The 24557-nt window shown below is 66.0% G+C and carries 27 protein-coding genes and 1 pseudogene; 14 read left to right on the top strand and 14 right to left on the bottom strand.

Annotated features, from left to right (window positions below; all coding sequences use genetic code 11):
• Positions 1-17 precede the first annotated feature (17 nt).
• Both R4P95_RS10495 and R4P95_RS10490 read right to left on the bottom strand, forming a co-directional pair.
• Complete coding sequence (locus tag R4P95_RS10495; protein ID WP_317744912.1) at positions 18-1448, bottom strand: trehalose-6-phosphate synthase; 1431 nt, start codon at positions 1446-1448, stop codon at positions 18-20.
• The gene (locus R4P95_RS10490; protein ID WP_213572079.1) at positions 1445-1900 is read right to left on the bottom strand and encodes an STAS domain-containing protein; all 456 of its coding nucleotides are present in this window, start codon (positions 1898-1900) and stop codon (positions 1445-1447) included. Before R4P95_RS10490 ends, R4P95_RS10495 begins: the two co-directional genes overlap by 4 nt.
• Before the next feature lie 326 nt (positions 1901-2226).
• Between R4P95_RS10490 and R4P95_RS10485 the strand changes: the two genes are divergently transcribed.
• The 3 genes from R4P95_RS10485 (at position 2227) to R4P95_RS10475 (ending at position 5753) form a co-directional block, all read left to right on the top strand.
• Entirely contained in the window at positions 2227-3894 is a 1668-nt protein-coding gene (locus R4P95_RS10485) for a RecQ family ATP-dependent DNA helicase (protein WP_317744913.1), read from the top strand.
• A gap of 69 nt (positions 3895-3963) precedes the next feature.
• On the top strand, positions 3964-4842 hold the full coding sequence (locus tag R4P95_RS10480) for a glycosyltransferase family 2 protein (protein ID WP_317744914.1): 879 nt from the start codon (positions 3964-3966) through the stop codon (positions 4840-4842).
• Entirely contained in the window at positions 4839-5753 is a 915-nt protein-coding gene (locus R4P95_RS10475) for a glycosyltransferase family 2 protein (RefSeq protein ID WP_317744916.1), read from the top strand. Before R4P95_RS10480 ends, R4P95_RS10475 begins: the two co-directional genes overlap by 4 nt.
• Before the next feature lie 22 nt (positions 5754-5775).
• Here the strand turns inward: R4P95_RS10475 and R4P95_RS10470 are convergent, their stop codons facing one another.
• Together R4P95_RS10470 and R4P95_RS10465 are read right to left on the bottom strand one after the other, a co-directional pair.
• Positions 5776-6594, bottom strand: a complete 819-nt coding sequence (locus R4P95_RS10470) for a GAF and ANTAR domain-containing protein (RefSeq protein WP_317744918.1) — start codon at positions 6592-6594, stop codon at positions 5776-5778.
• A 150-nt stretch (positions 6595-6744) separates the two neighbouring features.
• A pseudogene (locus R4P95_RS10465) lies at positions 6745-8546 on the bottom strand (thiamine pyrophosphate-requiring protein).
• Positions 8547-8659: 113 nt separating this feature from the next.
• Between R4P95_RS10465 and R4P95_RS10460 the strand changes: the two are divergent.
• Both R4P95_RS10460 and R4P95_RS10455 read left to right on the top strand, forming a co-directional pair.
• Complete coding sequence (locus R4P95_RS10460; protein WP_213572074.1) at positions 8660-9427, top strand: GAF and ANTAR domain-containing protein; 768 nt, start codon at positions 8660-8662, stop codon at positions 9425-9427.
• Positions 9428-9515: 88 nt separating this feature from the next.
• Positions 9516-9764, top strand: coding sequence for a hypothetical protein (locus tag R4P95_RS10455; protein WP_213572073.1), 249 nt, complete (start codon positions 9516-9518; stop codon positions 9762-9764).
• Between the two features lie 9 nt (positions 9765-9773).
• Here the strand turns inward: R4P95_RS10455 and R4P95_RS10450 are convergent, their stop codons facing one another.
• Positions 9774-10520 carry a GAF domain-containing protein gene (locus R4P95_RS10450; RefSeq protein ID WP_317744921.1) on the bottom strand — a complete coding sequence of 249 codons (747 nt, stop codon included), beginning with the start codon at positions 10518-10520 and terminating at the stop codon, positions 9774-9776.
• A gap of 82 nt (positions 10521-10602) precedes the next feature.
• Positions 10603-11310 carry a GAF and ANTAR domain-containing protein gene (locus tag R4P95_RS10445; protein ID WP_213572071.1) on the bottom strand — a complete coding sequence of 236 codons (708 nt, stop codon included), beginning with the start codon at positions 11308-11310 and terminating at the stop codon, positions 10603-10605.
• A gap of 183 nt (positions 11311-11493) precedes the next feature.
• Between R4P95_RS10445 and R4P95_RS10440 the strand changes: the two genes are divergently transcribed.
• The gene (locus R4P95_RS10440; protein ID WP_159922444.1) at positions 11494-11958 is read left to right on the top strand and encodes a hypothetical protein; all 465 of its coding nucleotides are present in this window, start codon (positions 11494-11496) and stop codon (positions 11956-11958) included.
• Positions 11959-11973: 15 nt separating this feature from the next.
• On the opposite strand, the gene R4P95_RS10435 is transcribed toward R4P95_RS10440, so the two are convergent.
• Positions 11974-12192 (bottom strand): CDGSH iron-sulfur domain-containing protein, encoded by a 219-nt coding sequence (locus R4P95_RS10435; RefSeq protein WP_109330043.1) that lies wholly within the window; start codon positions 12190-12192, stop codon positions 11974-11976.
• Between R4P95_RS10435 and R4P95_RS10430 the strand changes: the two genes are divergently transcribed.
• Complete coding sequence (locus tag R4P95_RS10430) at positions 12193-13275, top strand: iron-containing redox enzyme family protein (RefSeq protein WP_213572070.1); 1083 nt, start codon at positions 12193-12195, stop codon at positions 13273-13275. It abuts the gene before it with no gap.
• Between the two features lie 15 nt (positions 13276-13290).
• Here R4P95_RS10430 and R4P95_RS10425 read toward each other — a convergent pair whose 3' ends face one another.
• Both R4P95_RS10425 and R4P95_RS10420 read right to left on the bottom strand, forming a co-directional pair.
• Positions 13291-14676, bottom strand: a complete 1386-nt coding sequence (locus R4P95_RS10425) for a WS/DGAT/MGAT family O-acyltransferase (RefSeq protein WP_213577987.1) — start codon at positions 14674-14676, stop codon at positions 13291-13293.
• Positions 14677-15052: 376 nt separating this feature from the next.
• On the bottom strand, positions 15053-15517 hold the full coding sequence (locus tag R4P95_RS10420) for a DUF6292 family protein (RefSeq protein ID WP_213572069.1): 465 nt from the start codon (positions 15515-15517) through the stop codon (positions 15053-15055).
• Positions 15518-15631: 114 nt separating this feature from the next.
• Between R4P95_RS10420 and R4P95_RS10415 the strand changes: the two genes are divergently transcribed.
• Positions 15632-16342, top strand: a complete 711-nt coding sequence (locus tag R4P95_RS10415) for an enoyl-CoA hydratase/isomerase family protein (protein ID WP_213572068.1) — start codon at positions 15632-15634, stop codon at positions 16340-16342.
• On the opposite strand, the gene R4P95_RS10410 is transcribed toward R4P95_RS10415, so the two are convergent.
• The 5 genes from R4P95_RS10410 to R4P95_RS10390 all read right to left on the bottom strand — a co-directional run bounded on the left by R4P95_RS10410 (position 16329) and on the right by R4P95_RS10390 (position 19708).
• Positions 16329-16781, bottom strand: coding sequence for a hypothetical protein (locus R4P95_RS10410; RefSeq protein ID WP_213572067.1), 453 nt, complete (start codon positions 16779-16781; stop codon positions 16329-16331). The genes R4P95_RS10415 and R4P95_RS10410 overlap by 14 nt on opposite strands.
• Complete coding sequence (locus R4P95_RS10405; RefSeq protein ID WP_213572066.1) at positions 16742-17722, bottom strand: alpha/beta fold hydrolase; 981 nt, start codon at positions 17720-17722, stop codon at positions 16742-16744. Before R4P95_RS10405 ends, R4P95_RS10410 begins: the two co-directional genes overlap by 40 nt.
• 103 nt (positions 17723-17825) lie before the next feature.
• Positions 17826-18221, bottom strand: a complete 396-nt coding sequence (locus R4P95_RS10400) for a VOC family protein (RefSeq protein WP_159922456.1) — start codon at positions 18219-18221, stop codon at positions 17826-17828.
• A 59-nt stretch (positions 18222-18280) separates the two neighbouring features.
• Positions 18281-18709, bottom strand: coding sequence for a PPOX class F420-dependent oxidoreductase (locus tag R4P95_RS10395; RefSeq protein ID WP_317744923.1), 429 nt, complete (start codon positions 18707-18709; stop codon positions 18281-18283).
• Between the two features lie 528 nt (positions 18710-19237).
• Positions 19238-19708, bottom strand: coding sequence for an SgcJ/EcaC family oxidoreductase (locus tag R4P95_RS10390; RefSeq protein WP_213572064.1), 471 nt, complete (start codon positions 19706-19708; stop codon positions 19238-19240).
• 91 nt (positions 19709-19799) lie between these two features.
• Here R4P95_RS10390 and R4P95_RS10385 point away from each other — a divergent pair, with 91 nt between their 5' ends.
• The 6 genes from R4P95_RS10385 (at position 19800) to R4P95_RS10360 (ending at position 24409) form a co-directional block, all read left to right on the top strand.
• Positions 19800-20306 carry a hypothetical protein gene (locus R4P95_RS10385; RefSeq protein ID WP_213572063.1) on the top strand — a complete coding sequence of 169 codons (507 nt, stop codon included), beginning with the start codon at positions 19800-19802 and terminating at the stop codon, positions 20304-20306.
• A 169-nt stretch (positions 20307-20475) separates the two neighbouring features.
• Positions 20476-20682 (top strand): hypothetical protein, encoded by a 207-nt coding sequence (locus tag R4P95_RS10380; protein WP_317744924.1) that lies wholly within the window; start codon positions 20476-20478, stop codon positions 20680-20682.
• A gap of 285 nt (positions 20683-20967) precedes the next feature.
• Positions 20968-21792 (top strand): MBL fold metallo-hydrolase, encoded by an 825-nt coding sequence (locus R4P95_RS10375; protein ID WP_317744926.1) that lies wholly within the window; start codon positions 20968-20970, stop codon positions 21790-21792.
• A gap of 61 nt (positions 21793-21853) precedes the next feature.
• Entirely contained in the window at positions 21854-22654 is an 801-nt protein-coding gene (locus R4P95_RS10370; RefSeq protein WP_317744928.1) for a helix-turn-helix transcriptional regulator, read from the top strand.
• Positions 22655-22667: 13 nt separating this feature from the next.
• Positions 22668-22838, top strand: a complete 171-nt coding sequence (locus R4P95_RS10365) for an adenylate cyclase (RefSeq protein WP_213572059.1) — start codon at positions 22668-22670, stop codon at positions 22836-22838.
• Positions 22839-23011: 173 nt separating this feature from the next.
• Positions 23012-24409 (top strand): NAD(P)/FAD-dependent oxidoreductase, encoded by a 1398-nt coding sequence (locus R4P95_RS10360; RefSeq protein ID WP_109330071.1) that lies wholly within the window; start codon positions 23012-23014, stop codon positions 24407-24409.
• Positions 24410-24557 lie beyond the last annotated feature (148 nt).

The raw sequence follows: 24557 nt of genomic DNA, 5'->3' as shown, positions 1-24557 counted from the left end.
TGTCGGCGCGCGCCGGATCACGGTGGCGTCAGCGCACCCAGGAACGACTCGGCCCATCGATGCACATCGTGCTCGACAACCTGCTCGTGCAATTTCGTCATGCGACGCCGCCCCTGCTCGGGGTCCTGTTCCAGGGCTTCGAGGATCGTGTTCTTCACACCGTCCAGATCGTGGGGGTTGACCAGATAGGCGCCGCGCAGTTCGGCGGCGGCTCCGGCGAACTCGCTGAGCACCAGCGCACCACCGAGATCGGTGCGGCATGCCACGTACTCCTTTGCCACCAGGTTCATCCCGTCCCGCATCGGCGTCACCAGCATGACGTCCGCGGCGAGGTAGAGAGCGATCAACTCCCGGCGGTCCACCGGCTGGTAGAGGTAATGCACCACAGGCTTGCCGATCTGACCGTGATCGCCGTTGATGTGGCTGACCTGCTCCTCGATGGAGCTGCGCATCTTCATGTAGTGCTCGACGCGTTCGCGGCTCGGCGTCGCCAGTTGCACCATCACGGTGTCGGACGGATCGAGACGACCCTCGTCCAGGAGTTCACCGAGCGCTGCGAGACGCAGATCGATGCCCTTGGTGTAGTCGAGGCGGTCGACCCCGAGCAGTACCTTCCGCGGGTCTCCCAGTTCGCGCCGGATCTCCGCTGCCCGCGCGACGACGGCAGGATCCGTCGCTTCGTCGATGAGTTGCCGGGCGTCTACGGAGATGGGGAAGGCTCCCACCCGGACGGCCCGACCGTTCAGCCGCACTTCACCGAGCCCGCTGCGATGTCCGCCGCCCGCCGCGGTGGTGTCGAGTCCGAGCAGGCGCTCGGCGAGGAAGAGGAAGTTGTTGGCGCCGCCGGGGAGGTGGAATCCGATGAGATCTGCCCCGAGCAGTCCTTGCACGATCTCCTTGCGCCAGGGCAACTGCATGAACAATTCGACGGGCGGGAACGGGATGTGCAGGAAGAAGCCGATGGTCAGATCGGGACGCATTTCGCGCAGCAGCCGCGGAACGAGCTGCAACTGGTAGTCCTGCACCCACACGGTCGCACCCTCGGCCGCCGTGCGCGCGGTCTCCTCGGCGAAATGCCGGTTGACGTCCACATAGGTCTGCCACCAGCCACGATCGAACACCGGCGCGACCAGCACGTCATGGTAGAGCGGCCAGAGGGTGGCGTTGGAGAAACCCTCGTAGTAGAGCGTCACCTCGTGCGAACTGAGCTCGACCGGAAACAGATGAAGTTTCCCCGACACGATCGGTTCGACCTTGGTGTCGGGGACGCCCGGCCAGCCCACCCACGAGCCGCTCTCCCGATCGAGAATCGGTTCGAGGGCTGTGACGAGTCCCCCCGGGCTCCGCTTCCACCGGGTGGTCCCGTCGTCGAGTGTCTCGAGATCTACCGGGAGCCGGTTCGCCACGACGACGAAGTCGGATGTGCCCTGCGGCGTTTCATCGTTCACGCCGAAATCCCGTGGGTAGGGAGCCCCTCTGCGACAAGCCTGCTTGCGTCGTCGAGGGAGGTGGAATACGGCACCACCGTATCCAGCTTCATGGCGGTCAGCGGCCGGCGGACCGCGGTGTTCCCGGTGACCGCCCAGGGCAGTCCCAGCCTGCGGGCGCGGCCGGCGATGATCTCCAGCACCGAAAGTGCTGATGCGCAGAAGAACTGAACGTGGGTCAAGTCCAGAACGAACGGCAGGCGTTCGTTGATCGCCTCGTCCAGGTGAATACCGAAGAGAGGAACGGTGGTGACGTCGATGTCACCTGAGATACGGAGGACCAGAACGCCGCCGGCACCGGGGGTGCACTCGACGGTGAGCTTGCCGTGCTCGGGCTCGGTGGCCCAACTGAAAAGCATGGTGTTTTCTGCAGAATCGTGGTGTCCCGAATGTGCACTGAGAACAGATTTCATGTCGGACTCCTCACGGTCGTAGCGACGAGGGAGACAGGCACGGGAACGGTGTGCGAACCCAGCCCGTCCTTTGCGGCTGGGGGCTCAACCGTGCAGGACACTGACGTTACCCCATCCTGTCGATTTCGGCCTCACCTCCTTCCCGGTGTGCATGCTGCCCACGACGGCGGCGGGGTGCATAGGTTCCGGGAAGCCGGGTAAACGGGAGCTATGGAGCTCATTGCACTGGTGATACTGGTGGCTGTCGTACTGTTCGTCGTCGCACGTCAGCGTGCGAAGAAGCGGAACCAGGGCTGATTTTTCACGATGCCGCCGACCACGCCGCCATGGCGCAGACGACGATGACCGAGCGCGCATCCGACCTACGCGAGAGATTGCAGGCGACGGCGCGGGACACATTCGGCTGGAACACCCTGCGCCCCGCACAGCTCGAGGCGATGCAGGCGTTGATGACCGGCCGCGACGCGCTCGTCGTCATGGCCACCGGGGCGGGTAAATCGGCGATCTACCAGGTCCCCGCCGTCCTGCTCACAGGGACGACCCTGGTCATCTCCCCACTGATCGCGTTGCAGGAGGATCAGATCGCCGGCATCGACTCGGCGGGCGCACCCCGGGCGGTGGCGATCAACTCCACACGGTCCGCACGCGACCTCGAGGCCACCTGGCGTGCCGTCGAGAAGCACGAGGCCGAGTACGTGTTCGTCGCCCCCGAACAACTGGCGAACAGCGACGTGATCTCCCGATTCGAGGCAGCGGACGTCTCCCTCATCGTGGTGGACGAGGCGCATTGCGTCGCCGCCTGGGGCCACGATTTCCGTCCCGACTACCTACGCATCGCCGATACCGTGCGAAGGCTCGGTCACCCACCCGTCCTCGCGCTGACCGCCACGGCGCCGCCCCCGGTCCGGCAGGAAATCATCGACCGGTTGGCGCTCGATGATCCCGCGGTGGTCGCGACGGGCTTCGACCGCCCCAACATCACCCTCGAGGTGGACCGCTACGTCAACAGAGCGGACAAGGAACGCGCCGTACTCGACCGGGTACCGGAACTTCCGCAACCGGGATTGCTGTACACGGCGACCCGCAAGGACGCCGAGTTCTACGCCGAAGAGCTGTCCGACCGCGGGCTGCGGACCGCCGCGTACCACGCCGGAATGAAGAGATCCGAGCGGGAAGCTGTACACGAACAATTCCTCGACGGCAACTTCGACGTCGTGGCTGCGACCTCCGCCTTCGGAATGGGTATCGACAAACCCGACGTGCGCTTCGTCGTCCACGCCTCCGTTCCCGACTCTCTCGACAACTACTATCAGCAGCTCGGACGGGCGGGCCGCGACGGGGAGAGCGCGTTGGCGCTGCTGTTCTACCGGCCCGAGGAGCTGTCACTCGGCAGGTTCTTTGCGTCTCACCGACCGGACGAGGATTTTCTTGCCCAGGTGTTCGAACTGCTTCGCAGCGGTGGCCGCACGAAGATCAAGGACCTCCGCGCGGCACTCGACGCCGGGAGCCGCAAGGTGACGGCAGCGATCAACCTGCTCGAACAAGTCGACGCCGTCGCCGGAGAAGGAAGAGGCTTCACGGCCCGCGACCTCAGCGCCGACGAGGCCCTGAGGCGGGCAACCGACCGTGCCGCCGCGGAGGAACGCCTGGCACGGTCGCGTGTCGAGATGCTGCGCGAGTACGCCGACACCCGCAACTGCCGCCGCAGCTTCCTGCTCGGCTACTTCGGCGAGGCCTTCGACCCGCCCTGCGGCAACTGTGACCGATGTTGCGCGACCGAGTCCACCGAACACCCGGAGCCCACCGACGAGGCCGCCGCCTGCGACCAGGACGCACCCTGGCCAGTCGACACCGCAGTCGAACATTCCGAATGGGGCCCGGGAACCGTCATGAGCACCGCACCCGACCGGATCACTGTCCTGTTCGACGACCACGGCTACCGGACCCTCTCCGTCGCCGCCGTCGAAGAGTCCGGTGTACTGCGGTCACGCTGAGCGGCGCACCGACCTCCTCTCCCTCGGCCGGCTGTTTGTGGTGCGCCGCGACTCGGGTACCACTGCGGGGTGACCTCGAAGACGACCGTCGTGATAGTGACGCACAACCGGGCGACGAGCCTCTCGCGCACCCTCCTCGAACTGTCGAAACTTCGGCCCATACCCCCGATCGTCGTCGTCGACAACGCGTCCACCGACGACACCGCGGACGTCGTAGACGCGGCGCGCAGCGTCATTCCGGCCCTGACCACGATTACACGCTCCCGCAATGAGGGCGCCGCCGCTCGCAACTACGGTGTGTGGGCCGCGTCGACGCCCTACATCGCGTTCTGCGACGACGATTCCTGGTGGGACCGTGACGCTCTACCCCTCGCGGAGAAAGTACTGGACGAGCATCCCGCCATCGCGCTGCTCGCCGCCCGCACCCTTGTCGGCCCCCAGGCCCGCAACGACCCGCTCAACGACCGCATGGCCTGCAGTCCGCTCGGAACACGGCCCGGTGCCCCCGGCCCATCGGTGCTGGGTTTCCTCGCCTGCGCGTCGGTGGTGCGACGATCCTCATTCGAGAACGTGGGGGGCTTCTCGCACGTGCTCGAGTTCGTGGGGGAGGAGGCGCTACTCGCACTCGACCTCGCCGCGCAGGGGTGGGAACTGTGCTACGTCGAGGACCTCGTCGCCTACCACCACCCCTCCTCGGTCCGCGCGAACGCGAGCCGCCGGCGCAATCGCGAGATCCGCAACGACACCCTGACCGTCGTGATGCGGCGACCGGTGCCGACCGTCGCGAGTGCCCTCATCTCCCTCATGTTCGCGGCGGTCCGGACACCGTCCGCGGCGCCGGCGTTGTTCGACACGATCCGCAAGCTCCCCGCCGCGGTCGCACACCGGCGGGTTGTGCCCACTCACCTCGAACGCCGTCTCGAAGAACTCGAGAGGAGCCGGCCGTGAGCGGCGCCGAACCGCAGAAGCCGTCGCCGGTCACGGTGGTGGTCATGACCTACAACCGGTGCGCCGAGCTGCGCAAAACCCTCGCCCACATGACCACCCTGCCCGACCGTGCACCGATCATCGTGGCGGACAACGGCTCCGGTGACGGCACCACCGACATGGTGCGGCGCGAATTCCCGCAGGTCCGGCTCCTCGCGTTGGGGGACAACCTCGGGGCCGTCGCCCGGAACCGGGCCGTCGAGCTGGTGACGAGCCCATATGTGGCGTTCTGCGACGACGACACCCGCTGGCAACCAGGTGCCCTGACCGTCGGCGCCGCGGTCCTCGACGCGCATCCGACGATCGGATCCGTGACCGGCAAGTGCTTGGTGGCACCGGACCTTGTCGAGGACCCGATCACTCCGGAATTCCGGGACTCACCGGTACCCGGGCCGTCGTGGCTGCCGGGTCCGGCTGTCCTCGGCGTGATGGCCGGCCTCACGATGTTCCGGGTGGAGGCATTCCGTCAGGTCGGCGGCTTCTGCGAGAAGATGTGGCTGGGCGGTGAGGAGGAACTCCTCGCCCTCGATCTCGCCGCCGCCGGCTGGTGGATGGTGTGGAACGAGGACATGGTGATCCACCACGAGCCCTCGGTGAGCCGGGACGCCACCCGCCGCCGGCAACTCGGTATCCGCAACACACTGTGGACCCTCTGGTTGCGGCGTCCGGTGCGAAGCGCGGCGCGCCGCTCGCTGGTGATCCTGCGTAGCGCCCCGAAAGACCGCGCTACCGCGGCTGCCCTGCTCGAGGCCCTCAGGTCGACCCGGTGGGTTCTGCGTCACCGGCGCGTGGTGCCCGACACCGTGGAAGCCGGACTGGTGCTCCTCGAGGAACCGCAGTCCCGGTCGAAGGCGCGCCGATACATCGGCTGACCCGAGCCTTGTCCGCGATTCGTCAGTCGGAGTCGCCATCATCGGCGGCGACGGTCTCGACCACCTCGTGCGCCACGGTGACCAGCTTGACGTTCCTGCGCTGCGAGTTGGTCACCAGCATCCGGAACGCCTCGTCGGCCGAGATCCGCTCCGCCGCCATGAGGATCCCCTTCGCCTGCTCGATGACACCGCGCGTGACCATGGCCTTCTTCAACCCGGCCACCTCGTCGTGGGCCGCCGCCGCCTCACGCGTCATCCTGGCCACCACCTCGGCGAGACTGGTGAAGATCCTCAGCAACGCCACATCGAGATCACCGAATCCATGGCTGCCGAAACTGTACAAATTCAGTGCACCGGCGTGCGCCTCACCCAGCCGCAACGGCGCCGACAGGTAGCTGGCAGCACCGATGTCGCGCACGTCGGCCGCGAACGCCGGCCACCGTTCGACAACCTCGTCGACCCGGACCTTGACGATCTGCCCCGTGGTGGCCGCCTCCAGGCAGGGGCCCTCACCGTTGCGGTACTGGTTCAGGTCGATGTCCACTGCGCGCCGATCGGTGCACGCCGCGGTCTCGGCACGCCCATCCTCGTCCACCAGGGTCACACCGGCCATGTCCGCTTCGATAATCGTCGACACCACACAGTCGCATAGTTCCTGCAGGAAACCCTGCAGCTGCGCGGGTGTGGTCAGACGGCGCTGCAGGTTGTCCAGCGCGCTCGCAACTGCGTCGACACGAGCGGTTGTATCGACGTCGGCACGACGGTGCCGCGCCAGAGTGTCGTCGGCACGACGGTGCCGACCCGGAGTGTCGTCGGCACCGAGATCCTCGGGCAATGGCACTACTCTCCCTATTTCAGGCGAGCGAGTACCCATGCACCCGCCGCCACTTCAGCGGTATGGCAGGTGTCTCTACCGAACAAACATCCGAATACTACCGCCTCGCCGCGCCTCCTCCGATTCGAGACCGCAGTCGCAGCAGCCGGAATGTCGTCACCGCTGGTGACGGGGTGGGAGGACCTCCTGGGCCTTCATCTTCGCCCCCTGTACGACGAGGTGCCATGCGTTCGCGTCACCCGCGAGTACCGCCTCCGCCGTCGACTTCATCTGCTCATAGGTGGCGTGCGGGGGAATCGGTGGAACCTCGGGGTCACAGCGAACATCGAGGACCACCGGCACGGAGGCGGACAGAGCGCGATCCCAGGCGGCGCCGAGCTCGTCGGGCGAGTCGACGGCGACGGCCTCGAGTCCGATGGTCCGTGCCAGGTCGGCGTACGACACGTCAGGGAGAGTCTGCGATTCCTCGAACTTCGGTGCGCCGCCCATCGCGCGTAACTCCCAGGTGACCTGATTGAGGTCGTTGTTGTGGAAGATGCACACGATCAGGCGGGGGTCGGTCCACTCCCGGTGGTAGCGGGCAATGGTCAGGAGTTCGGCGAGCCCGTTCATCTGCATCGCCCCGTCGCCGACGAGCGCGACAACCGGACGGCCGGGATGCGCGAATTTGGCGCCGATAGCGTAGGGGACACCCGCACCCATGGTGGCCAGGGTTCCGGACAACGATCCGCGCATGCCTTCCCGCAACCGCACGCACCGCGCATACCAGTTGGTCGACGATCCCGAATCGGCGGTGAGAATGGCACCTTCCGGCAGGCGCTCCGACAACTCCCACGCCACCCGCATCGGATTGACCGGCTGCGCCGACACCATGCACTGGCGCTCGACGGTGTCCCACCACCGCCGAACACCCCGTTCGATCTCCTCCCGCCACGACCGGTCGTCCTTGTGTTCGAGCAACGGGATCAGCGCCGCCAAAGCAGCTTTCGCGTCGGCAACGATGTTGACCTCCGTGGGGTACCGCATCCCTATCCGGGTGCCGTCGATGTCGATCTGCACGGCCCGCGCCCGGTCGAATGCGGGCAGGAACTGTGAGTAGGGAAAATTCGACCCGACGATCAGCAGCGTGTCGCAGTCCCGCATCAGCTCGTAGCTGGGCCGGGTGCCGAGCAAGCCGATCGCGCCGGTGACGAACGGCAGATCATCAGGAAGCACATCTTTCCCGAGCAGCGCCTTCGCCACGCCCGCACCGGTCCGGTCCGGTCGGCCACCTCACACACTTCGGCGGCGGCGCCGCGTGCGCCCTGCCCGAGGAGAATCGCCACCTTCGTCCCCGCATTGAGAATGCGGGCGGCCCTGTCGATCTCTTCGACCGCAGGCTGCACCCAGGATCCGCTCACGCCAGGCGGACTGGACGGCACCTGCTTGAACTCGTGCGCCGGGGGAGTGTATTCCTCCTCCTGCACATCAGCGGGGATGATGACCGCCGTCGGCGCCCGCCGTGCCAGAGCGATGCGGAACGCCCGGTCGAGAGCGTTGGGAATCTGAGCGGCCACATTGACCTCGACAAGGTAGTCGGCGGCCACATCCTTGTACAGCGACTGCAGGTCGACCTCCTGCTGATAGCTGCCGCCCATCGCGCTGCGCGATGTCTGGCCGACGATGGCCACGACCGGAACATGATCCAACTTGGCGTCGTACAAGCCATTGAGCAGATGGACCGCATCCGGCCCGGACGTCGCCGTGCACACACCGACCCGGTCGCTGAACTTGGCGTAACCCGTCGCCTCGAACGCAGACATCTCTTCGTGCCGCGCCTGTACGAAACGAGGGTCATTGCCGGAGCGACCGAACGCCGCGACCAACCCGTTGATGCCGTCCCCGGGATAACCGAAGACGTACTCGACGCCCCATTCCCGTAAGCGGGACAACACCTCGTCGGCAACCGTGTGAGACATACCGTTCTCCTTCGTGGCGGGCACTCGTCGAAATACCCAGCACTGCGAGACCGAATCCGTACCCGTCGGCGAAGTCCATGGCGGCCGGACGGTGAAGGTGAAAAGCTGAAGTCATGAGTGAGACGCCGGACGGGGGCGACGAGCGCTCGTTGATGGCGAAGACCAACGCCGCGTTGGACACCGTCACCGAAGCCCTCGAGCAGCTCCACAAGGCCGCGATCGCCGAAGAAGCCGTCGACACCGTGCTACTCCGGGTGGCGGAGACCGCCCTCGCGGCCCTGGTCGACGCCGATGCAGTCAGCGTCACCCGCTTCGACACCACCGCCCCCTGCACGGTCGCCAGCACCGACAAGACACTCGCCGCCCTCGACGCGCGACAATATGCCGCCGGGAGAGGACCCTGCCTCCGGGCAGCACGATCCCAGTTGCCGGTCCGCGCGGTCGTCGGAGAGCACGCCGAAGCATGGCCCGAATTCACGGTAACCGCCCACACCATGGGGGTCCGCGCCTACCTCTCGGTTCCGCTTCTCGTCGACGTCGACCAAAAGCGAAGGCTGATAGGGTCATTCAACGCCTACAGTTTCCGGGCCGAGGCGTTCGACCCGCTCGACCAACGGCTGATGACGCTACTGACGGCGGCCGCGGCCACCGCGATCAGCAACGGGTGGCGCTGGCAGAATGCCCGGGACCACATCGAACAGATGAAACTCGCCCTGACCTCCCGCGCCGAGATCGATCAAGCCAAAGGCGTGCTCATGGCCCTGCACGGAATAGATGGCGAACAAGCATTCCGCCGCCTGGCGCACATCTCGCAACACACCAACACGAAGCTGCACGACGTGGCCCGCGACCTCCTGCGGTCCTGCACGGGCAACCTCTGACACCGCGGTTCGCGCGCACCACGGACGGTCATCGACCGGCATCCCCGCTGGGCTGGCGTAGCGCCGTAACAGAGAGGACCGTGGAGTCATGAGCAAGGAATCCGACCTGACGCGTGTGCTCACCGCAGCGCGTCGCATCCGCGAGGGAGTGCGATTGCGCGCCGTCCGGGGGGAGAGCGTCGGCATCCTGCAGGCGTGGGGCGGATGCACGACGGCACAGGCCGGCCACGCCTTCGATCAGAATTCGAGCGCAGACGGATGTTCGGTGGAGGCAGCGCGGCTGCGGGAGCTGGTGAATGCGGCGGCCAACGGCCGAAACGATCCCGACTGGGATTGACTGCCGCCGTCAGCTTTGTCGGACGAGTAGTTCTGCCGGCCGGACCGTGCCCTCGGTGATCCGGTGGGCAACATCTCGCAACGCAACGCCGTTTCCCTGCGCGTAGTCCTCGAGCGCGGCGCATGCCGCCGCCGGGGCAATGCCCAGCGTGCCCGCGACCAACCCGGTGGCATGACCGACATGCACCCGATCGTTGAGCAACGACATCGTCCGCTCCGCCAGGCGCCCCGTACGCGGTTCACCAACCTCCTGGGTGAGCCCGAGAACCGCCAGCCGGGCCAAGATCACGGACCACCCGCGGTCGTGGGCGGAAATGCCCTCCGTCCGCGTGTACAGCAAATTCAGTCCGCCGACGGTGCGCCCGTCGAGGCGCATCGGTACGGCGAGCACGGACCGGTACCCCGCCTCGAGTACGGCCGAAGTGAAGTCCGGCCACCGACCGGTGATCTCATGCAGATCGCTCGCCTCCACGATCTCGGAGGTGCGCATACAGTCGATGCACGGGCCCTGGTCGATCTGAGTCTGCAGCAACTCGACCAGCCTGGCGCGCTCGTCGGACGCGGCGACCACGGCGACGCCGCCCCGCGGATCGACGACCATGATTCCGGCTGCATCGGCCTCGAGCACGTTCACGCACGTGCCGGCGATCTGATACAACGTTGAACCGCTGTCAGAGGAATCGTCGACGAGTTGCGCTGTGATCGCGGAAAGCGCGTCGACCAGATGAGAAGTCGCGTCCGGCACATCTTCGAGCATACGGTGTCACCTCCTTATGGTGCGGATTCGTCAATCGTTGAGGTCGTCGACACGCCTCAATCGTTGAGGTCGTCGACACGCCTCAATCGTTGAGGTCATCGACACCGATGCGTTGCTCCAGCACGTCGCGGGCGACCTCCAGGGCGGACCGGTTCATCATGAACGCGTGCCCCCGCAATCGCACGAACGCATCGGCCAGGCTGATGTGCAACCGGGCCGCGAGGATCCCTGTGGCCACGTTGACATCCTGATACGAGCCCTCCCGGCTCCAGAGGTCACCGGCCGCAGCATCCCGTTCGGTGTGTTCGAGCAGCGCCACGGTGATCAAGTCGGCCACCACGGCCGCATCACCGAGGGTGCGCGGCGTAAGCCCGCCCACCCGGCGGCGGTAGAGGTCGAGGGTGCCGAGCAGGATGCCGCCGATTTGTAAGGGAAACGCGAACACTGCGGCCGCCCCGATCGCCCGCGCAGCCTCCGAGAAGCCCGGCCAACGATCTTCGTCGACACTGAGGTCGCTGACGAGTACGGGGGAACCCGAGGCGAAGGCGAGCACGCCCGGACCCTCACCCAGGGTGTACTGCTGATCGTCGAGGATCCCCGCCCATTCGTCGCTCGCCCCGAGCATGTCCTGAGCCGAGGCGGTGGCGCGGATGGTCAACGCCGCCGAGTCGATTCCACTGAGCAGTTCGACCGCGGCGCTGCAGACTATCTCGGCCCAAGCGCCTTGCCCGCGCACGTCGGAGGCTGCGGCGACCGCACGCCACAACGACCACCGTCGCTGCTCGTCCACGACCTACCCCTCACCGCCGTCGATTGTCTGTGGTGTCCAGCCTACGAGTTCCACCGTGGTACGGGTGTCACCCCAGCAGCATGACACGTCGCGCGAACGGGTTTGGCCCGCGCAGTCCGGGGCATAGCTACAACAGTGGGTCCGTCGAGGACACACGCTTCGTAGCGCTGTCGAGGAGGAATCATGGGTACCGAACCAGGTGAGCAGCTCCAAGAGGAGCCGCAAGCCGAACGGGGTCCCGTCGGCTCACGCGACTCGGGTCCGGACGAAGCCGGGGCCGGTCCGTCGGACCGGGAGCCGGGAACTTTGGATCAGGAGGAAGTGGCCACGACGGGTGAAGGCCCCGATCCCGGTCGGGAACACGTCGCCGGGCCCGCAGGCGGCTCCACGCCACCGGGAGACGCCCAGCCCGCAACACCGCCCTACGACGGCCGCACCACCAGCACGGCCGAGGGCCGGCCGGAGCACGACGAGCACGTCGACGCGAACCGGCTCCAGGACAAGGATCCCGACGACACCGCCCGCGGAGCGGTAGCGTCGCCGTCGGAGGAGAAGCCGGCGGCCGACACCGAGCAGGCGGAGTCGAGCGACGAGGGCGTCGGACCTGCACACGAAACTGGTGTCGGTAAGGGCGAAGACAAGAAGTAGACCGGGCCGCCGCATCTACGGACGGCGGAGCTTCTTCTTGTGGGAGCTGTCACAAAAGGGCGCAATGCCGGTTCTTCCACACCGGCACAGCGCCACCGTGGCCCGGTTCGACGGTAACGGGTTACCGTCGGTATCGAACAATTGCGCCGAACCGCGGACGAGAAGTGGCCCATCCGGGCACACCGTGATGGTCACGTCGGATCCGTCGGTTCCCGTTGTGAAATTGGAGTCCATATGACCACCTTGCACTCTCGGTCGTTGTCGGAGACAGTGGCCCCTTCCGGATCCGCGATGCCGTTTCCTGCATCACGCGGCCCCGTGAGCGAGCTCTTGTTCTCCATTCTGCGCGGAGACGTCGAGGACAGCGAATCGTTGGTGACGGCGGCGCGTTCCCTCGCAGAGACTTCCGCGGACACGACGGTCGACGGGCGTCCCGCCATCCTCTACGACGAGGACGCCCAGATCTGTCTCACCGCCCTCTACGAACTGCATCTGCAGGGCATTGCGGGCGTCGGAGACGACTGGGAGTGGAACACCGATCTGCTCGCGGCGCGGGAAGCCCTGGAGCTTCCGTTCGAGGCGGCCATCCGGATCGTCGCGAACCCGCCGACCGATTCGACAGATGTGGTGGCGGAACTGTGGAAAATGACCGCACCCACCGCCGGACCCGGCCTGTCCACCTTCATGGCACGCGACGCCGACCTCCAGCACTTCCGCGAACTGCTCGTCCACCGCTCACTGAATCAGCTCCGCGAAGCGGACGTGCACACGCTCGGCATCCCGCGACTCGCCGGCGCACCGAAGGCGGCGTTGGTCGAAGTGCAATTGGACGAATACGGCGGTGGCCGTCCCGAACGCATGCACTCCGCGCTGTTCGCCACCACCATGCGGGAACTCGGGCTTTCCGACCGCTACGCCCACTACATCGACGCCGTTCCCGCGATCACCCTGGCGTCCCTGAATGCGCTCTCACTCTTCGGCCTTCACCGCCGCCGTCTGGGTGCACTGGTCGGGCACCTCTGCGCGGTCGAAACCACCTCGGCGTTGCCGAGTAAGAAATACAGCGCCGGACTGACCCGGCTCGGCTTCGGCAAGGCCGCCACGCTGTTCTTCGACGAGCACGTCGAAGCCGACTCCGTGCACGAGCAGATAGTCTGCCGCGACCTCGCGGGCGGTCTGGTGTCCGCGCGCCCGTCGACCGGTGACGACATCCTGCTCGGCGCCGCGGCGTGCCTCGCATTCGACGACCTCGTCGGTGACCACGTCACCCGATGCTGGGAAGCGGGCATCAGCTCACTGCGGCAGGCGATCGAGTAGACGCCGAACCACGCCTCAGGTTCCCGATGCCGCGACCGCGCTCTCGAGGTCACTGAGCGACGTCTCGAGATGCGTGATGATGCGCTGCAGGTGGGGGACCGCGTGACGGTCGCCGACCACGCCGACATCGAGTTGCCCCGCCCGGCTGGTGACCGTGATGCTCAGCGCCTGACCGCCGAGGATCGTCGGCACCGGATACACGGCGTCCAGGCGGGCGCCGTTCCAGTACCGCGGCCTCGACGGGCCCGGCATGTACGAGATCATGACGTTGAACGGCGGGGGAGTGTCGTCGACGAACCTCCGCACCGGTTCGAGCAGTATCGGACTGATCGCGAGCGCGCTCATCAGCTGGAACTGGTTGTGGCTGAGCGCACCGAATACCCTGTGCGTGTGTTCCATCGCGTCCGTGATGCGCGCCAGACGCGCTGCCGGATTGCGTTCATCGGTGGCCAAGCCCACGACCATCGCACCCACACCGTGATCCCGCCCGCGCGGTCCGATCGCAGGACCGCCGAGGTCGAGTGGCACCGGCAGCATCGCCGTCAACGGCGCATCCGGTAGCGCGTAATTCTCGAGCAGATAGCTACGGAGCGCGCCCGAACACATAGCGAGAACGACCGTGTCGATGGTGGTGCGGGCGGCCGATGCGACGGCCAGCAGTCGACGAATCGGCCACGAACGCGCCGCCACCTTCCGGGCCCGGCCCACTGGCACATTGAGCATGGTGGGGGGCGACTGCAGGGGGAGGGTCAGATGCTGCTCACGGAGGCCGTCCATGGTGGCCTTCGCGGCCGCCGGGACCACACCCACCAGGCTCGTCGCCGCCCGCCAGCCGGCACGGACGGCCGCCACCGGGAAGGGCGAGGTGCGCTGCGACATCGCCGCGACACCGGGTGTCCACGGCGCCGGGCAGTTCGTGTCGTCGGGCTCACTCGACAAGGCATGATGGAGCAACCGCAAACCCGCCGGACCGTCCATCAGCGACAGGTGAATCTTCGAGTACACGGCGGTCCGCCCGTCGGCAAGTCCTTCGATGACATGCATCTCCCACATCGGATGCTGTGGATCGAGCGGTATTCCGTGCATTTGGGACACCAGAGACAGCAAATCGTCCATCCGTCCGGCGCCCGGCACCGCGCTGTGCCGCACGTGATACCCCAGATCCAACCGATCATCGACCGACCACCACGGATAACCGACTCCTCGAAGCGGGCGAACCGCCCGCTTACGGAACAGCGGGGACGACTCCTCCTGGGAAGTCAACGCCTCGAACATCGTCCGGGCGTGGTCTGCGCCGGCCTCGGCCGGCGGATCGAACAGTTCGAGCGCCCCCACGTGCAGCGGATGGGACGGTGTCTCGAACAGCACGAACAGTGCCTCCATGGGGCTCATCACCAACATCCGCACCCCCGTTCGGGCGACCACGAGCCGCGCTGGCACGTCGACGTGTCCATCGATGGGATTCTGCTTGTCCGGGCCGGACGGCAGAGCCCCACACCACGGCAGTAAGCAGATCACGAAAAGACTGTCGCCATACCCATTTCGGTGCCGCCGATTCGAAATTCCGTCACCACCGCACACTGCATGCGGCCCGCAACATGCCGGGCAACAGCCACGAATGTGGCGATGATTGGACTGCTACCGCCTCGGGTATGCGGTCAGCACGCCGCAGTCATACCCGGGTACGACTTCGGCCAGGTCTTGTCGGTTGAGCCCTACAGCCGACGAGGCCGCGCTTCGGCACGACACCGGTCTTCCGTGTCGGCGGACGCGGCGATCAGGGACGCTTCACCACCCGGTCGCGGCGCCCGCGCCCGGCAGTCTCCGTACCGATTCGCGAACACCGATCGTGTTCTATCGACGAAAAGCTCTCTGCAGCAACACTATTCGGATCGGGGCCGTCCGTCTGCGTCGGCGGCGACCGGAAGTATCCGTCGATCAACTCGAGTGCGCGGTCCGAACACAGCGCGGGCGGTGGGGTCCGTCCGATCCCGAGTCCCTCGATGACGACGATGCTGCCGCGCCCGACCCCCTCCGCACCGAGCGACCACCCGAAGTGCCGGTTCCACACCAGAACCGCATTGCGCCCCGGCAGGTAGCGCAACCGCAACGGCAGGACCAGAACGACATCGACGCCCTCGGAGTCCCACCAATCGATCGAATCGGCATGAACGCACCGGGCGACCGTGTGGATGTAATCCCGAACAGTCCGCCCGTCGGCAACACCTGTTCCAGTTTTCATCGTTCACCGCCTCAGCTGTAGACACGACATACCCTGGCCGGTTGCGGTTGAAACTTCACGCACAGCCGGTGTATTCGGCGGGTGCTCGCCGCCGCGGTTGGGTAGCCTCGCGGCATGCCTTACTTGGAGCGGTCCGAAAACGTGTTCGTTCTCTACCTGGGTGAGCGGGGAAGCCGTGACAGCGAAAATGCCTTCCACCCGGACTGGCTCGAGCAGGTCGGGGATCTGCTGGACGAGATCGAAAGCACGGACGGTCCCGGCGCGCTCGTCACCACCGCAGTCGGCAAGTTCTACTCCACCGGCCTCGACACCACGTGGGTCGTGCAGAACACGGACAAGCTGAACTCCTACATCGACCGCGTGCAGGAACTGTTCGCCCGGATCCTGACGTTCCCGTTGCCCACCGTCGCAGCCCTACCCGGACACACTTTCGGTGGCGGCGCCATCCTGGCCACGGCCCACGATCACCGGATCATGCGCGAAGACCGCGGCTACTTCTGCCTGCCCGGGATCAGCATCGGCGCCAGCTACGCGCCCGGCAGCATTGCCCTCCTCGCGGCGCGACTGCCTGCGCCCGCGGCGCACACCGCCCTCGTCACCGGTCACCGCTACGGCGGTGCCGAAGCGCACGCCGCGGGCCTCGTCGACGACGTCGCTGCCGAGGACGTCGTCCTCTCCAGAGCGATCGAACATGCCCGCGGGCTGGCCGCCACCCGCGGCCGCACCCTGCGCGAGATCAAAACCACCCTCTACGCCGACGTCGTGGCATCCCTGCGCACCCCTGTGCAGAATCTCCAGGCTCAGGAGGCGCTCAGCGCAGACTGACACCGGTGGATGTGCCGGATCGGCGCGTGCGCGTCCACTCGTCGAGGAGGAACCCGAGGCCCATCCCGAGCATCCATACGTCCTTGCTGACCGCTAACCCGTTCTCGCTCGGCCAGATACTTCCCGGGTTACGCAGTCCAGGTGTCCGCGCATACATCGCGACCAGACCACCGGAAAAGGCGGTGAGTGCCGCGCCGGCCAGCGCGGTCGGCACGAGCGGCACCAACAGTGCGGTGCCGGTGCCGATCTCCGCCACCGACAGCATCTTCAGAAATCGTGCCGGCGGCACTCCGTTCAGAAAGGGAAAGGCGCCCGCGGCCATGCCGTGGATACCCGCGGCCGTCTGCTCGTCGCCGGGCCACTTCTGAAGTCCCGAATGCAGGATGAAACCTCCGGTCGCTATCCGTCCGGGCAGCTGTCCGAGTGTGGGAAGTCGCATTGGTTATCTCCTGCCGAGTACGAGGAAACGCCGAAATGGCTCCCTTCAGCCTCCCATCCGGCCGCCCGGCCGGGGAAGCCTCGGCCGAACTCTCGAGCGGGTGCCGGGTGTGCGGAGACGAAGTCGTCGATAATGTTGACAACCTCACCAGGCGCCTCCAGATGCGGATAGTGGCCGACACCATCGAGGACGGCGAGTCGACTGCCCGGCATTGCCTCGTGCGCCGCATAGGCATGGGCGACGGGAATGATTCGGTCCGAGTCCCCCCAGATCAACTGGGTGGGCCGGTCGGCGTTCAGATAGAGGCGGCTCAGCGCGCTGACGGCCTGACCCCGGTAGTCGACGACGGCGCGCAGAGTACGCAGAAATGCCTGCCGCGTGTCCGGATCGGAGAGCGATGCGTAGGACTGCCACATCTCGTCACCCCGCACCGACCGCAGACCCGCCGCCCCCAGCCACGAGCGCACTTTGTTTCCCGCCTCGCGCACGACCCCCGGCGCGATCAGAGGCAGGAGAAACTCGGCTCCCGGCGCAGCCAGCAACCGGAGCGTCCAATTGACATCGCGTCCCAGCCCACCGCTACCGATGAGCACCAACCGATTACACAGTTCCGGATGTTGGTAGGAAAATTGCATCGCCACTCCGCCGCCCAACGACTGCCCGACGACCGTCACCCGTGGGATGCCGAGTTCGTCGAGGAGATCGCGCAACCACGCGGCGAATGCTCCGAGGGAGTAATCACCGCGCGGTTTGGCGGACCTGCCGTGGCCCGGCAGGTCCGGCGCCAGAACCTGATACCGGCGCGAGAGCTGGGGGATAACCGCACGCCAGGTGTCGGAGCTGCCGGCCATACCGTGTATCAGCAGGAGCGTCTCACCCTCACCGGAGAGGTGATAAGCAGCTTCGTCCCCGTGCAGTTCAGTGCGTTGGAGGCGAGACATCAACGCAACCTTCCCTTCGAATGGCGCCGAACGTCGAATGGTACCCATCCTCGCCGAACCCGCAAGGCCTCCGCGTTGGCGTATCCGCGTCATGGAATGCAGGTCAGGGCAGGTCGAGGCGTGCCTGCTCAGGCGCAGCGGCGTTGTCGACGACGCAGAAGAGGTTGCCCTCGGTGTCGGCAAGGACCACGAAATCGGAGTCGTCGGGGTAGCGGTCCCAGGGCACCCGTCGTGCGCCGAGCCCGACGAGTCGTTCGATCTCGGCCGCCTGGTCGTCGCTGTCCCTGGCATAGAGGTCGAGGTGCATTCGCGGTTCGGGCTCGGCGTCGTGGTCGCTCTGCTGGATCGACAGCAGTGGCCGCCCGTCGGGCAGATACAGGTTGGTGAAGCCGTTGCCGCCGAACGGATCGCCGGCGGTCAGCCCGAGTGCCCCGGCCCAGAACGCGGTTGCCCGCCGGATGTCGCGTGCCCCGATGACAGTGGTCCCAAATATCAGCATGCGCAAAATCTATGTCGATTCTCGCTGTCCTGTGGCCACGTTCGCCCGAAGAGCACCGCTCAGTCGGCGACGTCGCGGTGTGCCAGGACCTTCGCGATCCGCAGGCGTACCAGCAGCTCGCCTGCGACGCCGTTGCGTTCGCCGAACTCCTCGGCTCGGTCGACTCCCATGTACCGGCCACCGAGCCGCGCCGCCCATCGGCGCAGCTCGGCAGGATCCTCGGACACCTCGGCTGTGCCGGTAATCACAACGTACGCGAACGGTGGCCGGTCGTCGTCGACACACAGCGCGGCACGCCCGTCTCGGAGGAGGTTGCGTCCTTTGACGGTGCTCTTGCCGGTCGTGAACACGAGGTCGTCACCGTTCAGGACGAACCAGACGGGGGCCACGTGGGGGCTGCCGTCGGCGCGGACGGTCGACAATTTGCCCGTGCGTGTTCCCGCCGAGACGAATGTGCGCCATTCCTCGTCCGACATCCGTTCAGCCATGCCGTCATTCTCACACCTGAACCATCCCGGCAGCGGCACAACGCGACGACGCGCGGGCGAGAGCGGATCGTTGCCCACAGCGGACGCCCTTCCAGCGGCCGTCATTACGTCACGGTGACGAAATGCGGTCTGATGGCTGGAAGTTCCCGCACCCGGGGCAGCGGGGCCTCAGGCTCGCACGGGCACGTATGCGCCGACTCGTCGCAAGCCGTCCACATTTCGGGACGCTCGCTGGGGCTGCATATTATCCAACGGTATGAATCATCCGGACGTTCCGACGAGCGCCGGTTCGGATGTCTCGCGTGCGCTCCAGCGCAGGTTTGCAAGTCCGGCCAGACGAACACAGAAGGCCGACCGACACACGGCCGGGAGAAAAAGCGCCCACGGGTTATACCTGCAGACCATTTCGGGCGATGTGAGTGGTAAACCGCCAGGTGGATAATTTGCCGATAATCAACATTATGTCAACTAGCGTGCGGACGAGGCACCCCGGTCCGTTTGTCGCGCTCCCCGTCGACCCCTTCCGGCTCACTGCGGGTTCACCGACGAATGGTGGTTGGCGATCAGCCACTTTCCGTCTTCGTGCCGGTACACCCACGTCACCCTGGCTGCCACATCTTGGCCATTGGCATTGATGACCCAGCGACCAACGTTGTACGCGAGGTTGCAGTCCGAGAACTTGACGCTTTCCTCCATGCGGATCTTGGGATCGGCTTTGATCAGGTTGGCGAAATATTGCGTTATCTCCCCCGGAGTGTCTGCGATAGCCACCGACAGCGTAGGTAGCAGCACCGCGTCCGACCGGTACAACTCGGCCACCTTGCTTGCGTCGCCGGTGCTCAGCGCGTCATTCCAACTTTCGAAGAGCGCATCCAGCTCGCTGTCGGTCGCGCGGACGCAATTTCCTTCGCCGCCAGCGGGATTGTCCGCCGAGCACGCCCCGATCGACATTGCCAACGCGAGAACTGCGAAGCCTGAGCCGAACGCTGCGGTCGTCATACCAGCCTCCGCGAAGAAATGCGTAGGAACTCATCACCAACCGATAGAGCCTAACTCCGGGGGCACTGCCTGCAGATGCAGAATTCCCACAATGGAATATCGCAAGCCTGAGTTCGCTGCGACCGACTGCCGTCAACACATGCTGACGGTGGCGCAATGCCTTCGTTCTGAACTGGTCGATCTCGTTCTATCGCGGTGTCGCAGTGGGGTTCGGAACAGCCGGTTTCCGATGACGTCTCCGGTACCAGGCGTGGGCGGATTGTTTGCTCATCCCGAGAACACGTCCGATTTCGGACCAACTGGCTCCCTCAGCCAATGCGCGCCTGACGACGTCGAATCGCGCGTTGTGCAGTTCATTTTCGAGGTGGATGCTGATCGCCAGGGCGTCGAGATGACTGGGCGCCGGCGATCGCAGCTGAGCCCGTTCTGCGAGTTCCCTCCGCCGGGCAGCAGTTTCCTCGTCGCCCCGTTCGGCCGCCGCCACGGCTGCTTCGCTCATGTTCTGCACACTGTCGTAATGAACCCACAGCGCAGAGAGCCCCTCGACTCCCCTGACGCCCTGCTGATCGCCGCTTTCCACGCCGTCAGCTTAAGCTGACGGCGTCGTCGGCGGTGCGATCGACTCAGGTCAGGCGGCTCGTGGCGGGAGACGGCGCATGCGATACCGGAGGGTGGCCGACCAGCACCCTGCGGTGCCTATTTCCTGTGTCGGGGATGGCGCAAGCTTCTAGTAGCGGCACACAGGTCGCCGACAATCAAGGAGCAGCATGATCCGAACCCCCACAGCCCGCGCCACCGTTGCCGCCCTCGCCGCGCTCGCGATCTCACTGACCGGCGCCGCCGGATTCGCCTCCGCCAAGCCTGCGTCGCCCGGATCCGGGCCCAGCACCGTCTCCCCCAGCCATAACGTCGAGATTCCCGGCCAGTGGGTGTGCTTCCCGGATGGCGTCTGCATCTGGGTTTCTTCCAAGTAGGGGTGACGGTGCCCGCCAGTGCGCCTCTCGGCAAGTGGTCGCTCACAGCGACAATATTGATGTGGTACCCGGGGCATTGGGTCGAACACCGTCGGCCTGTTAAACCCCGCCGGTCCCCCACGTATTCCCGCACTCCTGGGCGCGCGACGGTGTGAGGCCGGCCACCGCTCGGTCACCCCTCTTCGAGCCTAGCGCTGCGGCTCACGAGTCGGCACAGTCCTGCGCGACGGCGGTCACCGCGGGATTACAGCAACTCTGTGAGCTATGAGGATGCATGATCGAGGGGTGTTATTTCATCTCTGCGCCACGTGCGGCGTCGAACAGGACCCGACAACGCCCCTTCCCGACGAATGCGCAATCTGCGCGGACGAACGCCAGTACATCCCACTGGGTGGTCAGGAGTGGACGACCGCCGAGGACCTCACCCGTTCCGGTCATCGCATTGTCGAGCGCGAACTCGAACCCGGGCTGCGCGGACTGTCTGTGGAACCGAAGGTCGCGATCGGCCAGCAGTCACTGGTGCTGAGCACCCCGGCCGGATCGTTGCTGTGGGATCCGATCGGCCATATCGACCCGTCCGCGGTCGAGGCTGTGGCCGCTTACGGGCCAGTACTCGCGGTCGCGGCCAGTCATCCGCACATGTTCGGCGTCCAGACCCAGTGGTCGAAGGCACTCGGGAATGTTCCGATCCTCGTCGCCGACGCAGATCGTGCATGGCTGGCGCGCACCGACGGCCCGATCGAGTTCTGGTCCGGCACCCACGACGTCGCGCCGGGGCTGACGTTGCATCAGATCGGTGGGCACTTCCCGGGTAGTGCCGTGGCGCATTGGCGCGACGGCGCGGACGGGAAGGGTGTTCTTCTCACGGGGGACGGTGTCTTCCCCAATCCGGATCGCCGCACGGTGTCGTTTCTACGCTCGTATCCCAACCGACTGCCACTCTCGGCCGCCGTTGTCAGGAGGATCGCCGACCAGCTGTCCCAGCTCGAATTCGACCGCATCATCGGCAATTTCGACAATTCCATCGACACCGATGGTCGGGCGGCGCTCGAGTACTCGGCGTCCCGCCACTGTGCCTGGGTGAATGGCGAGTTCGACGACCTGACGTGACCGCTCGTCATGACGTCGGAGGTAATGGCCGCGACCACCCCGCCACCCTAGGCTGGCCTGCATGACGACCCTGGACGATCGGCATACTTCGCACGTCGGCATCCACTTGCGAACGTGGCGGGAACGCCGCCGGTTGAGTCAGCTGGAGCTGGCGAATCGGGCAGACGTGTCGGCGCGGCACGTCAGCTTCATGGAGACCGGGCGATCCAATCCGACGCGGGCGATGCTGCTGCGGCTGAGCGAGCATCTGGACATTCCCCTGCGCGAGCGGAACGAACTGCTGCTCGCGGGCGGATTCGCTCCGGAGTTCCCCGAGCACCGCCTGTCGGATGTGTCGATGGCGTCGATTGCGGACGCGATCGAGAAGATTCTCACCGCGCATTCACCGTATCCGGCGGTGGTCGTGGACCGGCACTGGAACATGGTCGACGCCAATGACGCGGCGGCGATCTTGACGGACGGCTGTGCGCCGTCGTTGCTGGAACCGCCGGTCAACGTGCTGCGCCTCAGTCTCCATCCGGACGGGATGGCGCCGCGCATCGTGGATCTGGCCCAGTGGCGTGGGCATCTTCTGCATCGGCTCGCACACCAGATCGCGGTGACCGGTGACGACCGGCTCCGGGACCTGCTCGACGAGTTGAGGGGCTACCCCGGCGGTATATCGGAAGCCGGTGACCCAGCCGGTTCCCTCGTCGTACCGCTCCGTATACGCCACCGCGGCGCCGAGCTGTCCTTCCTCAGCACAACGACGATGTTCGGCACCCCACTCGACGTGACCGTGGCGGAACTCGCCATCGAATCGTTCTTTCCCGCTGACGCCACGACAGCGGCTACCCTGCGCAGTAGCGTGAGCAGCGACTGAGGAGGTACGTCCAATGGACTGGGCAGCAATAGGTGTGGGATTCGGTTACGTGGTGGTCGTGCTGACCGTTCTCGTGGTGGTTGTGGGCGTCATCGCACTGTTCGTCTACTCGATCAAGTCGGATTACATCGTGCCGACAAACGAGAAATCGCGGTCGACGCGGCGGATCGAGCGAGCGCGGTAGTTGCGTCAATCGCACAGGTGGGTGGTTCCCTCGGCGAGGGAACCACCCACCTGTCGCTGTTCGCGGGCACCGGCCGGTCTCTGGATCGATTCCGTCCGAAGCAAGCCTTACTGAGACGCCCGTGGGCAAGACGACTACCGTTACACACGTCGCCTAGATTCGAGGAGCACGGAATGAGTATCCAGTCGGTTGAGTCACGCCGCCATCGCGTCGTGGTCATTGGATCCGGCTTCGGTGGTCTGTTCGGCACGCAGGCCCTCAAGAAGGCCGACGTCGACATCACCATGATTGCGCGCACCACTCACCACCTGTTCCAGCCCTTGCTGTACCAGGTGGCCACCGGCATTCTCTCCGTCGGCGACATCGCGCCCGCCACCCGGCTCGTGCTGCGTAAGCAGAAGAACGCTCGGGTGTTGCTCGGCGATGTCGAGTCGATCGACCTGGAAACGAAGACCATCACGTCCCGCTTCCTGGACCGGACCACCATCACTCCGTACGACAGCCTGATCGTGGCGGCGGGGGCAGGCCAGTCCTACTTCGGCAACGACCATTTCTCCGAGTTCGCGCCCGGAATGAAAACGATCGACGACGCGCTCGAGTTACGCGGCCGCATCCTGGGTGCCTTCGAACAGGCGGAGCTGTCCCACGATCCGGAAGAACGCGCCCGGCTGCTCACGTTCGTGGTGGTGGGTGCGGGCCCGACGGGTGTCGAGTTGGCGGGGCAAATCGCCGAATTGTCACGCCGCACTCTGTCCGGCGCTTTCCGGAACATCGACCCGCGCGAGGCCCGAGTGATTCTCCTCGACGGCGCCGGGGACGTGCTGCCGGTGTACGGCGGCAAGTTGAGCCGCAAGGCAGCCGAGCAGCTCGAGAGGCTCGGCATCGAGATTCAGCTGGGCGCAATGGTCACGGACGTCGACGTCGACGGACTCGTGGTGAAGGACAAGGACGGAACTCAGCGGCGCATCGAGTCGCAGTGCAAGGTGTGGTCTGCCGGTGTGCAGGCAAGCCCGCTGGGCAAGCAGATCGCCGACCAGTCCGAAGCCGAGGTCGACCGGGCGGGCCGGTTGCTCGTGAACCCCGACCTGTCGGTGCCGGGCCACCCCGAGGTCTTCGTCATCGGCGACATGATGTCGCTCGACAAGCTGCCGGGGCTTGCGCAGGTCGCGATGCAGGGCGGTAAGTACGCGGCCAAGCAGATCATCGCCGGCTTACACGGTCAAAAGCCCGAGGATCGCCCGCCGTTCAAGTATTTCGACAAGGGCAGCATGGCCACGATCTCCAGGTTCAGCGCCGTCGCGAAGGTGGGCAAGCTCGAAATCAGTGGCTTCATCGGCTGGGTGGCTTGGCTGGCGATCCACCTGATGTATCTGGTCGGCTTCCGCAGCCGGTTGTCCACTCTGCTGTCGTGGACGGTGACGTTCCTCGGTCGTGGACGCGCGCAGATGGCGTCCACCGAACAGTGGGTGTTCGCCCGCAATGCCATGGAACAGCTGGAACGCCACGAGCGCGAGAAGCAAGCTTCGATCGAACCGTCGACCGCTACAGGGCAGCGCAAGGCCGCCGGCTAGTTCCCGACCACAGCGAACACAGGCGGAGGGCACCGGGCTATTGGGTGCCCTCCGCCCGTTCGTGTCACTGAATGGGCAGGATCGCCTCGAGCGCCGGGCATCCGGTGATCCCGCGCGGAAGTGTCGACCCACTCCGCTGTACCGGATT

It is taken from the genome of Rhodococcus sp. IEGM 27, assembly GCF_033142305.1.
In the GTDB taxonomy this organism is placed as follows: Bacteria; Actinomycetota; Actinomycetes; order Mycobacteriales; family Mycobacteriaceae; genus Rhodococcus_F; species Rhodococcus_F oxybenzonivorans.
Note: the sequence above shows the minus strand (reverse complement) of the source record. Positions and strands in the feature narration are given on the sequence as shown.